Raw genomic sequence first — 11,840 nt, 5'->3', positions numbered from 1 at the left:
GACACGATTTTGCTCGACGTCAACTTCTTCGACGAGCTGCGCATCGGCCTGGCCACCGCCGAGGACATCCGCCAGTGGTCGCACGGCGAGGTCAAGAAGCCGGAGACCATCAACTACCGCACCCTCAAGCCGGAGAAGGACGGGCTCTTCTGCGAGAAGATCTTCGGTCCCACCCGCGACTGGGAGTGCTACTGCGGCAAGTACAAGCGCGTCCGGTTCAAGGGCATCATCTGTGAGCGCTGCGGCGTGGAGGTCACCCGCGCCAAGGTGCGCCGCGAGCGGATGGGCCACATCGAGCTGGCCGCCCCGGTCACGCACATCTGGTACTTCAAGGGCGTCCCGAGCCGGCTGGGCTACCTGCTCGACCTGGCTCCCAAGGACCTCGAGAAGATCATTTACTTCGCCGCGTACGTGATCACCTCGGTGAACACGGAGCTGCGCCACCAGGACCTCTCCACGCTCGAGAACGAGATGAACGTGGAGCGCAAGCGGGTGGAGCAGCGCCGCGACTCCGACCTGGAGGCCCGGGCCCAGAAGCTCGAGACCGACCTGGCCGAGCTGGAGGCGGAGGGCGCCAAGAGCGACGTCCGCCGCAAGGTCAAGGAGGGTGGCGAGCGCGAGATGCGCCAGCTCCGCGACCGCGCCCAGCGCGAGCTGGACCGGCTCGACGAGATCTGGACCACCTTCACCAAGCTCGACGTCCAGCAGCTGATCGCCGACGAGGGGCTCTACCGCGAGCTCTACGACCGCTACGGCGACTACTTCACGGGGGCGATGGGCGCCGAGGCGATCCAGACCCTGCTGCAGAACTTCGACATCGAGGCCGAGGCCGAGAACCTGCGGGAGACCATCCGCAGCGGCAAGGGGCAGAAGAAGCTCCGCGCGCTGAAGCGGCTCAAGGTCGTCGCGGCGTTCCAGTCCACGGGCAACAGCCCGATGGGCATGGTGCTCGACTGCGTCCCGGTCATCCCGCCGGACCTGCGCCCCATGGTGCAGCTCGACGGTGGCCGGTTCGCCACCTCGGACCTCAACGACCTGTACCGCCGGGTCATCAACCGCAACAACCGCCTCAAGAGGCTGATCGACCTCGGCGCGCCCGAGATCATCGTCAACAACGAGAAGCGGATGCTGCAGGAGGCCGTCGACGCGCTGTTCGACAACGGCCGCCGCGGCCGGCCGGTCACGGGTCCGGGCAACCGCCCGCTCAAGTCGCTGTCCGACCTGCTCAAGGGCAAGCAGGGCCGGTTCCGCCAGAACCTGCTCGGCAAGCGCGTCGACTACTCGGGCCGTTCGGTCATCGTGGTCGGCCCGCAGCTCAAGCTGCACCAGTGCGGGCTGCCCAAGGGCATGGCGCTGGAGCTGTTCAAGCCGTTCGTGATGAAGCGGCTGGTCGACCTCAACCACGCGCAGAACATCAAGTCCGCGAAGCGCATGGTGGAGCGCGGCCGCTCGCAGGTGTGGGACGTGCTCGAGGAGGTCATCTCCGAGCACCCGGTGCTGCTCAACCGCGCACCCACGCTGCACCGCCTCGGCATCCAGGCCTTCGAGCCGCAGCTGGTGGAGGGCAAGGCCATCCAGCTGCACCCGCTGGTCTGCGAGGCGTTCAACGCCGACTTCGACGGCGACCAGATGGCGGTGCACCTGCCGCTGTCGGCCGAGGCGCAGTCCGAGGCCAGGGTGCTGATGCTCTCGAGCAACAACATCCTGTCGCCCGCGTCGGGCCGGCCGCTGGCCATGCCCCGCCTGGACATGGTCACGGGGCTGTACCACCTGTCCCGGGAGCGCGAGGGCGCTCCGGGCGCGGGCCAGGTGTTCTCCTCGCCCGCCGAGGCGATCATGGCCTACGACCGCAAGGTGCTGCACCTGCAGGCGCCGGTCAAGATCCGCCTCACCGGGGTGGTCCCGCCGGCCGACGTCGTCGCCACGCTCGAGGCCGACGGCTGGCAGCCCGGCGACCCGTGGCTCGCCGAGACCACTCTCGGCCGGGTCATGTTCAACGAGCTCCTGCCGGCGGACTACCCGTACGTCAACGAGCCGCTGCCCAAGAAGCGCCAGGCCACGATCATCAACGACCTGGCCGAGCGGTACTCGATGACCGAGGTCGCGCAGGTCCTCGACCGGCTCAAGGAGGCGGGCTTCTACTGGGCCACGCGCTCCGGCGTCACCCTCGCCATCTCCGACGTCATCGTGCCTGCCAACAAGCAGGAGATCCTCGACGGCTACGAGGCCAAGGCCGACCAGATCAACAAGCGCTACCAGCGCGGTGCCCTGTCGCACCAGGAGCGCAACGACGAGATGGTCAAGATCTGGACCCAGGCGACCGAGGAGGTCGCCAAGGCCATGGAGGAGAACTTCCCCGAGGACAACCCGATCCCGACGATCGTGAAGTCGGGAGCGGCGGGCAACATGACCCAGGTCCGGCAGCTCGCCGGGATGCGTGGTCTGGTGGCCAACCCGAAGGGCGAGTACATCCCCCGTCCGATCAAGTCCAACTTCCGCGAGGGCCTGTCGGTGGGTGAGTACTTCATCTCCACCCACGGCACCCGCAAGGGTCTGGCCGACACGGCGCTGCGCACCGCCGACTCGGGCTACCTCACCCGGCGCCTGGTGGACGTGTCGCAGGACGTCATCGTCCGCGAGGTCGACTGCGGCACCGAGCGCAGCATCACGATGCCGGTCACCGAGGAGCTGTCGGACGGGCGCCTGATCCCGCACCGCTACCTGCGCACCTCGGTGTACGCCCGGTCGTCCGCCGAGGACGTCACGGGGCCCGACGGGCAGATCATCGTGCACCGCGGCGACGACCTCGGCGACCCGGCGCTCGACGCGCTGGTCGCGGCGGGCGTCCGGCAGATCAAGGTGCGCAGCGCGCTCACCTGCGCGTCGGCCACCGGGATCTGCGGGATGTGCTACGGCCGCTCGATGGCCACCGGCAAGCTGGTGGACGTCGGCGAGGCCGTCGGCATCGTGGCGGCGCAGTCGATCGGTGAGCCCGGCACGCAGCTGACGATGCGCACGTTCCACCAGGGCGGCGTCGCCGGTGACGACATCACCACCGGTCTGCCCCGTGTCACCGAGCTGTTCGAGGCTCGCGTGCCGAAGGGCAAGGCGCCGATCGCCGACGTCGACGGCCGGATCTCGATCGAGGACGGCGACCGGTTCTGGAAGATCACCCTCACGCCGGACGACGGCGGCGAGGAGATCGTCTACGACAAGCTGTCGAAGCGGCAGTGGCTCGCGATGACCGTCGTCGACGGTGCGGAGCGGCCGCTGTCCGACGGCGACCACGTGCACGTGGGCCAGCTGCTGCTCGAGGGCACGGCCGACCCGCACGAGGTGCTGCGCGTCATGGGCCCGCGCGAGGTGCAGCTGCACCTGGTGCGTGAGGTGCAGAAGGTGTACCGCACGCAGAGCGTGGACATCCACGACAAGCACATCGAGGTCATCGTCCGGCAGATGCTCCGCCGCGTCACGATCATCGACTCGGGTTCCACGGAGTTCCTGCCGGGTGCGCTGGCGGAGCGGTCGGAGTTCGAGACCGCCAACCGCCAGGCGGTGGCCGAGGGCGGCGAGCCGGCCTCGGGTCGTCCGGTGCTGATGGGGATCACGAAGGCCTCGCTGGCCACGGAGTCGTGGCTGTCCGCGGCTTCGTTCCAGGAGACCACGAAGATCCTCACCGATGCCGCGATCAACGGAAAGCGCGACAAGCTCGTCGGGCTCAAGGAGAACGTGATCATCGGGAAGCTGATCCCGGCTGGCACCGGCATCAACCGGTACCGCAACATCCAGGTCCAGCCCACGGAGGAGGCCCGCGCGGCCGCCTACGCGCTGCCGAGCTACGACGACGGCTACTACAGCCCCGACGTGTTCGGCACCGGCACCGGTGCCGCGGTGCCCCTGGACGACTACGACTTCGGGCGCGACTACCGGTAGGTAGTGCGGTCCGGCACGGGGGCGACGGCCCCCGGGCCGGATGCCCGATGCCCATGAACGGGGCCGGACACCTCTCTCCCGTGGAGGTGACCGGCCCCGTTCGTGCTTTCTCGGTACGAGCGGCTCTCTTGTCCGAGAGAGCGGTACGAACGTCCAGTTGGTACGAGCCGCTATCGCGCCAACGTGCCTTCGACCGGGTAGCCGTCCAGGCGCACCACGTTCGCCGCGCCCTCGGTGAGCCGGATGAACAGGGGGAGCAGCAGGCGGCTCGACAGCGCCCGGTACGTGCGGTTGCGGCTGCGGATCTTCGCCGCGGTCGGCGGGGCGAGGAAGGGCCCTGCGTTCCTCGCCTGCTTCTGGCCCGCGGTGGCGCCCTTGCGCAGCGCGGCCTCGTACCGGGCGAGGGCCGTGGCGTGGTCGCCGTTCGCGAGCTCGGCAGCCAGGACGTACGCGCCCGTCATCGCCAGCCCGGTGCCACCGCCGCCGGGCCCCGCGGCCCACGCCGCGTCGCCGACCAGCGCGATGCGCCCCCGCGACCAGCGATCGAGGCGGATCTGGGCGAACCGGTCGAACCACAGGTCGGGGGCCGATGCGAGGTCGGTGAGGATCCGCGGCACCTCCCACCCGGCGCAGGCGAACCGCTCGGTCACGATTCCGACGATCCGCTCGCGGTCACGGCGGTCGTACCCCAGTGGCGGGGCGGAGAACACCAGCCCGACGCCCGCCGTCGCGCGGTCGCGGCCGCTCGACACCATCACCCCCAGGCCCGGCTCGTTGTAGAACAGCCCGGAGTGGTCGAGGCCCCAGTGGTTGGGGCCGCTGAAGCCCGCCTGGTAGAAGCCGAGGAACGTCGAGTGCCGCTCCTCGGGGCCCCAGGCGAGGGAGCGCACCCCGGAGTGCGTGCCGTCCGCCCCGACCACGAGGTCGAAGCGGCGCGTCCCGCCGCTCTCGAAGGTGACGTCGACGCCGCCCGCGTCCTGCGCGAGCCCGGTGATCGAGTCGCCGAACACGTACTCGGCGTCCTCGCGGGTGCGCTCGTACAGGATGCACGCGAGGTCGCCGCGCTGGATCTCCACCTCGCCGCTCATGAACGCGGCTGGCAGCGTCGCGAGCGCCCGCCCTGATCCGTCGACGACGACCTGCTCGCCCATCCCGGTCTCCGCGGCCCGCACGGCGTCGACCAGGTCCATCCGGCGCAGCAGGTCCATCTGGGCGCCGCGGAAGTCGACGCCGTGGCCGCCGGTCCGCAGCCGGGGCGCCTGCTCGACGACCGTGACGTCGACGCCACGGCGGAGCAGCCAGTACGCCAGCGTCGGCCCCGCCACGCTCGCGCCGGAGATCAGGACGTGCATGTCGTTCTCCCTCGTTGTGGTGTCGGAGCCGGACGGTACGCACGTCTTGCCCAGTTGGTCAATCCAGATGGTCAAACCAGTTGGGCAAGGGCTGCGCTAGCCTTCCGCCCATGGGGAACCGCGAGGACCTCCTCGCCGGCGCGATCACGTGCCTCAAGGAGAAGGGCTGGGCCCGCACGACGGTCCGGGACATCGCCGCGGCGGCAGGCGTCAGCCACGCCGCGATCGGCTACCACTTCGGGTCCCGGGAAGCGCTGCTGACCACCGCGCTCATCCAGGCGATCGACGAGTGGGGCAGCGAGATCGACAGTGCGCTCTCCGCGCGCGGGTCAGCGGGGTACGAGGCGTTCTGGGACGAGGCCGTGCGGTCGTACGCCACCCACCGCCCGATGTGGCGCGCCACCATCGACGCGCTCCTGCAGACCGAGCACAACCCGGCCCTGCGGACGCAGCTGTCCGACGGGCAGCGGCAGGGCCGGGAGGGGATCGCGGCGCAGCTGCTCGGCATCGAGGAGGCGCATGTCAGCGAGGAGCAGGCGCGCACGATCGGCGCCGTGCAGTCGGCGCTGATCTCGGGGGTGCTGATGCAGCACCTGCTCGACCCGGCGACAGCTCCGACGGGCGCCGAGGTCGTGGCCGGCCTGCGCGCGCTCGGGGCCCTGGCCGCCCCGGACCCCGGCGCCGACGAGCCCTCACGCACCCCCTCGCCGCCGGCGGGACCCGTCGACGCGTAGCGCGACCGGCGACCGGGAGGGGGAGCCGCGTCGGGCTGCGTGGGCGGCTACCGGCCTGCCTCGTACTCCGCCGGGTCGAAGTGGCGGGTGCGGAGGGCGTACTCGCGCATCGTCCCGGGCCAGTTGTTGACCACCCGTCCCGTCGCGGTGCGGTACCAGTTGCGGCAGCCGGTCCACACCGACCGGGCGAGGCGCCGCTGGATCTCGGCGTCGTAGCGCGCGGCGACCTCCGGGCGCACGGCGAGGGTGCGCACCCCGGAGCGCAGCAGCTCGAGGGCCTGGCGCACGTAGCCGATCTGGCACTCCAGCATGTGCACGATCGAGCCGGAACCGAGGTTGGTGTTCGGGCCGTACAGCAGGAAGAGGTTGGGGAACCCGGGCACGGCGATTCCGAGGTGGGCGGCAGCGCCGTCGCGCCACCGCTCGGAGAGCTCCTGCCCGCCGGTGCCGAACACCTTCATCGGGCCAGGAAGTCGGTGGCGGCGAAGCCGGTGCCCAGGATGATCACATCCGCCGGGTGCTCGGCGCCGTCGGCCGTGCGCACGCCGGTGGCGGTGACGCGGGCGATCGGCTCGGTGACGACGTCGGCGTGCGGGCGGGCCAGCGCCGGGTAGTAGTCCGACGAGATCAGGATGCGTTTGCACCCGATCGGGTGGTCCGGGGTGAGCCGGGCGCGCAGTGCGGGGTCGCGCACCTGGCCCCGCCGCAGCGCTGCCGAGGCGAGCCGGAACGGCAGCGCGGCGGCGCGCACCGAGGTGAGGCCGAGCGCGCCCATCTCGAAGAACGCGGACCAGAAGGCGCGGGCGCAGGCACGGTTGCCCGGCCGCGGGGCGCCGTACGCGCGGTCCGGTTTCGGGATCACGTGCGGCGCGGAGCGCTGGAACACCGTCAGGGCCGCCACCCGGTCGACGATCGCGGGCACGAACTGGATCGCGCTCGCGCCCGTGCCGATCACGGCGACCCGCTTGCCGTCGAGCTCGACGCCGTGGTCCCACTCGGCCGAGTGGAAGACGGACCCGGCGAACCGGTCGAGGCCGGGGATCGCCGGGCGGGCCGGCCGGGAGAGCTGGCCGCAGGCCGGCACCAGCACGTCGGCCTCGATCGGGTCGTCGCCTGCCGGCGCGAGCCGCCAGACGGAGCGGGCCTCGTCCCAGCGGGCCTCGGTGACCTCGGTGCCGAGGCGCAGGTGCTCGGTGAGCCCGTGCTCGCGCGTGAGCCGCTTCAGGTAGGCGAGGATGTCCGCCTGGGGGGAGAACCGGCGGGTCCACTCGCTGCCGGGCGCGCCGGAGAACGAGTAGAGGTGCGACGGGACGTCGCAGGCCGCGCCCGGGTACGTGTTGGCCCGCCAGACGCCCCCGACGTCGTCGGCGCGGTCGAGGATCGTGAGCTCGCCGGGATCCGTCCACCCGGCGGCACGCAGGGTCATGCCCAGCCCGATCCCGCCGAACCCCGCCCCGACGACGGCCACCCGCGGGTTGCGCCCGCCACCGCAGTCCCGCCGGATCGCTGCGCCGAGCGCGGCCACCGCCTCGTCGGCCTCGCGGAGCATGCCCGCGAACACGGGGTAGGCGTGCCACATCCCGGCGGTCCGCAGGTGGTCCACCGCCCCGCCCGCGTCCCGGATCCGCGCCACCAGCGCGTCCGAGTCGCCGAGCAGGATCTCCTCGGTGCCGGCGACCACGTGGACGGGCGGGAGGCCGGCGAGGTCCGCCTCGAGCGGCCGCAGCTCCGGCGAGTCGGCGGCGCCGCGGTAGCGGGCGGCGGTGTCGGGGAGCCATGCGGGGTCGAGCATCGCGTCGGTGGCGGCGTTGGCCCGGAGCAGGGGCGAGCCGAGGTCCAGGTCGAGCCACGGGGAGATCAGCCCGATCGATCCCGGCAGCTCCTCACCCGCCGCGCGCAGCCGCAGCACGAGCGCCATGACGATGCCCCCGCCCGCGGAATCACCGGCCACCGCGATGCGTTGTGCTGGATGCGTTGTGCTGGATGGCCTGCGTCGCGCAGGGCGCGGTAGGCCGCGGCCACGTCGTCCACGGCGGCGGGGTAGGGATGCTCCGGTGCCAGCCGGTAGTCCGGCAGGTGCACGGGGGCGCAAGCGGCCCGGCTCAGGTGCGCGGCGAGCGCCCGGTGCGAGGTCGGTGACCCGACCTGGTAGCCGCCGCCGTGCACGTACAGCACCTGGTGCGGGCCGGTGGCCCCGCGGGCGGCCACGCGCTCGGTGGGCACCCCGCCGAGCGCTCCACGGCTGCGCCGGGTGCCGCGCGGGAGGGGGCGACACGACCGGTGACGTCCAGCAGGGGGCGTCGCACGGAGAGCGGGAGACGAGGGGAGAGCAGTGGACGCACGACGCCGCGGGTGAGCTGCCGGACGACGCGACGGGGCAACCGCATACCGGACGGTAACTTGTGTCGGGGGACAGCGGAACGCCCCAGCAGGATGGCCGTCACCTGCGACGAGCGGGGGTTGTCGCGCGGCGAGCGGGCGCGTCCCCTTGCGGAGGCCGCCTCCTTCAGGCACCCTGCGGGTACCGACAGGCGCTGACCAGGACCCGTTTTGACCCCTGTTCGACGGGGCGGGTAACCTGTTGTCTTGCGCTCGGCCACGGTCGGGCCGATCTGCGTGCCCGTCGGTCGCCCGACCTCGGGGGCGCGGGCCCTGGCCCCCGTGAGGTCCCAGATCTCATCGTTCGGTGCCCGGGTGGCAGTACGCCCGACCTCGGGGACACGCCCGACCTCGGGGGCCGGGCAGCCCGCACAGCACCAGAACCACACGACGAAGCTCAAGAACCACCGACGGGAAGAAGTAGACGGTTCATGCCCACGATCCAGCAGCTGGTCCGCAAGGGCCGTCAGGACAAGGTCGGCAAGACCAAGACCGCAGCGCTCAAGGGGAGCCCGCAGCGGCGCGGCGTGTGCACCCGCGTGTACACCACCACGCCCAAGAAGCCCAACTCCGCGCTGCGCAAGGTCGCACGCGTGCGGCTCTCCAGCGACATCGAGGTCACCGCCTACATCCCGGGTGAGGGGCACAACCTCCAGGAGCACTCGATCGTGCTGGTGCGCGGCGGCCGGGTGAAGGACCTGCCCGGCGTCCGCTACAAGATCATTCGCGGCTCGCTGGACACCCAGGGGGTCCGCAACCGCAAGCAGTCCCGCAGCCGATACGGCGCGAAGAAGGAGAAGAGCTGATGCCGCGCAAGGGAGCGGCGCCGAAGCGCCCGCTGGTCTCCGACCCGGTCTACGGCTCGCCGCTGGTCACCCAGCTGGTGAACAAGGTCCTCAAGGACGGCAAGCGGTCGCTCGCAGAGCGCATCGTGTACGCCGCCCTGGAGGGCACCCGGGAGAAGACGGGCACCGACCCGGTCGTCACGCTCAAGCGCGCCATGGACAACGTGAAGCCGGCTCTCGAGGTCAAGAGTCGCCGCGTGGGTGGCGCCACCTACCAGGTCCCCGTCGAGGTGCGCGCCGTCCGGCAGACCACCCTCGCCCTGCGCTGGATCGTCTCGTACGCAGGCCAGCGCCGCGAGAAGACGATGGTCGACCGGTTGATGAACGAGCTGCTCGACGCGAGCAACGGGCTGGGCGCCAGCGTGAAGCGGCGCGAGGACATGCACAAGATGGCGGAGTCCAACAAGGCCTTCGCCCACTACCGCTGGTGACGGGCCGATCGTCCGCGCCAATCCGAGGGAGAATCTGAAGTGGCACGGGACGTGCTGACGGACCTGGGCAAGGTCCGCAACATCGGCATCATGGCGCACATCGACGCCGGCAAGACCACCACCACCGAGCGGATCCTGTTCTACACCGGGATCAACTACAAGATCGGTGAGGTCCACGACGGCGCGGCCACCATGGACTGGATGGAGGAGGAGCAGAAGCGCGGCATCACGATCACGTCCGCCGCGACGACCTGCTTCTGGAAAGACCACCAAATCAACTTGATCGACACCCCGGGGCACGTCGACTTCACCGTCGAGGTGGAGCGCAACCTGCGGGTGCTCGACGGGGCCGTCGCCGTCTTCGACGGCAAGGAGGGCGTCGAGCCGCAGTCCGAGCAGGTCTGGCGGCAGGCCACCAAGTACGACGTCCCGCGCATCTGCTTCGTCAACAAGATGGACAAGCTGGGCGCGGACTTCTACTTCACGGTCGGCACCATCCAGGACCGCCTGGCTGCCAAGCCGCTCCCGATCCAGCTGCCCATCGGCTCGGAGAACGACTTCATCGGCGTCATCGACCTGGTCCAGATGCGCGCGCTCACCTGGCGCGGCGAGGTCCAGAAGGGCGAGGACTACGCCGTCGAGGAGATCCCGGCCGACCTGCGCGAGCGCGCGGAGGAGTACCGCACCGCGCTCGTGGAGGCCGTTGCCGAGACCGACGACGAGCTCATGGAGCTCTACCTCGGCGGCGAGGAGCTCACGGTCGAGCAGATCAAGCACGGCATCCGGCGGATCGTGAACCAGCGCAGCGCCTACCCGGTGCTGTGCGGCTCCGCGTTCAAGAACAAGGGCGTGCAGCCCCTGCTCGACGCGGTGATCGACTACCTGCCGTCGCCGATCGACCTGCCCCCCGTCGAGGGCGTGCTGCAGGACGGGGAGACCCCGGCCAGCCGCAAGCCCGAGAAGGACGAGCCGTTCTCGGCGCTGGCCTTCAAGATCTCCGCGCACCCGTTCTTCGGCAAGCTGACCTACATCCGGGTCTACTCGGGCCGGGTCGCCGCCGGTTCGCAGGTCATCAACTCGACCAAGGACCGCAAGGAGCGCATCGGGAAGATCTTCCAGATGCACGCCAACAAGGAGAACCCGGTCGACGAGGCCCTTGTCGGTCACATCTACGCGGTCATCGGGCTGAAGGACACCACCACGGGCGACACGCTCAGCGACCCGCAGTCGCCGATCGTGCTCGAGTCGATGACGTTCCCGGACCCGGTCATCCAGGTCGCGGTGGAGCCGAAGACGAAGGCCGACCAGGAGAAGCTCTCCACGGCCATCCAGAAGCTGGCCGAGGAGGACCCGACGTTCCAGGTCTCCACGGACGACGACTCGGGCCAGACGATCCTCGCCGGCATGGGTGAGCTGCACCTCGAGGTGCTGGTCAACCGGATGAAGAGCGACTTCAAGGTCGAGGCCAACATCGGCAAGCCGCAGGTCGCCTACCGCGAGACCATCCGCCGGACGGTGGAGAAGTACGAGTACACGCACAAGAAGCAGACCGGTGGTTCGGGTCAGTTCGCCCGCGTCATCATCAAGCTGGAGCCGCTCGACACGGCCGACGGTGCGCTGTACGAGTTCGACAACAAGGTCACCGGCGGGCGCATCCCGCGGGAGTACATCCCGTCGGTCGACGCCGGTGCCCAGGACGCCATGCAGTACGGCGTGCTGGCGGGCTACCCGCTGGTCGGCATCAAGCTCACGCTGCTCGACGGTCAGTACCACGAGGTCGACTCGTCCGAGATGGCGTTCAAGGTCGCAGGCTCGATGGCGCTCAAGGAGGCTGCGCGCAAGGCCGACCCGGCCCTGCTCGAGCCGATGATGGCCGTCGAGGTCACCACGCCCGAGGACTACATGGGCGACGTGATCGGCGACCTCAACTCCCGCCGTGGTCACATCCAGGCCATGGAGGAGCGGGCCGGCGCCCGCGTCGTCAAGGCGCTGGTGCCGCTCTCGGAGATGTTCGGCTACGTCGGCGACCTGCGGTCGCGGACCCAGGGCCGGGCGAACTACACCATGGTCTTCGACTCCTACGCGGAGGTCCCGACCAACGTGGCCAAGGAGATCATCGCCAAGGCCACGGGCGAGTAAATGGGGTGTGCCGCGGGCCGGTAAGGT

Annotated in this window: 8 protein-coding genes and 1 pseudogene; 5 read left to right on the top strand and 4 right to left on the bottom strand. The window is 70.7% G+C overall.

The window, feature by feature from the left end; all coding sequences use genetic code 11:
- The first annotated feature begins 9 nt into the window (after positions 1-9).
- A complete protein-coding gene (locus tag ABEA81_RS25410) occupies positions 10-3,933 on the top strand; it encodes a DNA-directed RNA polymerase subunit beta' (RefSeq protein ID WP_345607838.1) in 3,924 nt (1,307 codons plus the stop codon).
- A 170-nt stretch (positions 3,934-4,103) separates the two neighbouring features.
- Here ABEA81_RS25410 and ABEA81_RS25405 read toward each other — a convergent pair whose 3' ends face one another.
- The gene (locus ABEA81_RS25405) at positions 4,104-5,285 is read right to left on the bottom strand and encodes an FAD-dependent monooxygenase (RefSeq protein WP_345607837.1); all 1,182 of its coding nucleotides are present in this window, start codon (positions 5,283-5,285) and stop codon (positions 4,104-4,106) included.
- Positions 5,286-5,395: 110 nt separating this feature from the next.
- On the opposite strand from ABEA81_RS25405, the gene ABEA81_RS25400 reads away from it, so the two are divergent.
- Positions 5,396-6,019 (top strand): TetR/AcrR family transcriptional regulator, encoded by a 624-nt coding sequence (locus tag ABEA81_RS25400; protein ID WP_345607836.1) that lies wholly within the window; start codon positions 5,396-5,398, stop codon positions 6,017-6,019.
- Positions 6,020-6,066: 47 nt separating this feature from the next.
- On the opposite strand, the gene ABEA81_RS25395 is transcribed toward ABEA81_RS25400, so the two are convergent.
- The 3 genes and pseudogenes from ABEA81_RS25395 to ABEA81_RS25385 form a co-directional block, all read right to left on the bottom strand.
- Positions 6,067-6,480 (bottom strand): NAD(P)/FAD-dependent oxidoreductase, encoded by a 414-nt coding sequence (locus ABEA81_RS25395; RefSeq protein WP_345607835.1) that lies wholly within the window; start codon positions 6,478-6,480, stop codon positions 6,067-6,069.
- Positions 6,477-7,445: a flavin-containing monooxygenase gene (locus ABEA81_RS25390; RefSeq protein ID WP_345607971.1), complete on the bottom strand. Its 969-nt coding sequence runs from the start codon at positions 7,443-7,445 to the stop codon at positions 6,477-6,479. Before ABEA81_RS25390 ends, ABEA81_RS25395 begins: the two co-directional genes overlap by 4 nt.
- A gap of 198 nt (positions 7,446-7,643) precedes the next feature.
- A pseudogene (locus ABEA81_RS25385) lies at positions 7,644-8,185 on the bottom strand (alpha/beta hydrolase fold domain-containing protein); the annotation flags it as partial.
- 644 nt (positions 8,186-8,829) lie between these two features.
- On the opposite strand from ABEA81_RS25385, the gene rpsL reads away from it, so the two are divergent.
- Genes rpsL through fusA form a run of 3 tightly spaced genes read left to right on the top strand, consistent with a single transcriptional unit; the run spans position 8,830 to position 11,813 of the window.
- The gene (gene rpsL / locus ABEA81_RS25380; protein WP_142051261.1) at positions 8,830-9,204 is read left to right on the top strand and encodes a 30S ribosomal protein S12; all 375 of its coding nucleotides are present in this window, start codon (positions 8,830-8,832) and stop codon (positions 9,202-9,204) included.
- Complete coding sequence (rpsG, locus tag ABEA81_RS25375; RefSeq protein WP_345607833.1) at positions 9,204-9,674, top strand: 30S ribosomal protein S7; 471 nt, start codon at positions 9,204-9,206, stop codon at positions 9,672-9,674. Before rpsL ends, rpsG begins: the two co-directional genes overlap by 1 nt.
- A gap of 39 nt (positions 9,675-9,713) precedes the next feature.
- Positions 9,714-11,813 carry an elongation factor G gene (fusA, locus tag ABEA81_RS25370; RefSeq protein ID WP_345607831.1) on the top strand — a complete coding sequence of 700 codons (2,100 nt, stop codon included), beginning with the start codon at positions 9,714-9,716 and terminating at the stop codon, positions 11,811-11,813.
- Positions 11,814-11,840: the final 27 nt, after the last annotated feature.

This window comes from Pseudonocardia adelaidensis (assembly GCF_039543345.1).
GTDB classification, from domain to species: Bacteria; Actinomycetota; Actinomycetes; order Mycobacteriales; family Pseudonocardiaceae; genus Pseudonocardia; species Pseudonocardia adelaidensis.
Note: the sequence above shows the minus strand (reverse complement) of the source record. Positions and strands in the feature narration are given on the sequence as shown.

Bases quoted from the DNA above. Each gene is read 5' to 3' on its own strand.
- ABEA81_RS25390 (WP_345607971.1), bottom strand. From the start codon at position 7,445: ATGACCCTGCGTGCCGCCGGGTGGACGGATCCCGGCGAGCTCACGATC.
- ABEA81_RS25400 (WP_345607836.1), top strand. From the start codon at position 5,396: ATGGGGAACCGCGAGGACCTCCTCGCCGGCGCGATCACGTGCCTCAAG.
- ABEA81_RS25405 (WP_345607837.1), bottom strand. From the start codon at position 5,285: ATGCACGTCCTGATCTCCGGCGCGAGCGTGGCGGGGCCGACGCTGGCG.
- rpsL (WP_142051261.1), top strand. From the start codon at position 8,830: ATGCCCACGATCCAGCAGCTGGTCCGCAAGGGCCGTCAGGACAAGGTC.
- ABEA81_RS25395 (WP_345607835.1), bottom strand. From the start codon at position 6,480: ATGAAGGTGTTCGGCACCGGCGGGCAGGAGCTCTCCGAGCGGTGGCGC.
- rpsG (WP_345607833.1), top strand. From the start codon at position 9,204: ATGCCGCGCAAGGGAGCGGCGCCGAAGCGCCCGCTGGTCTCCGACCCG.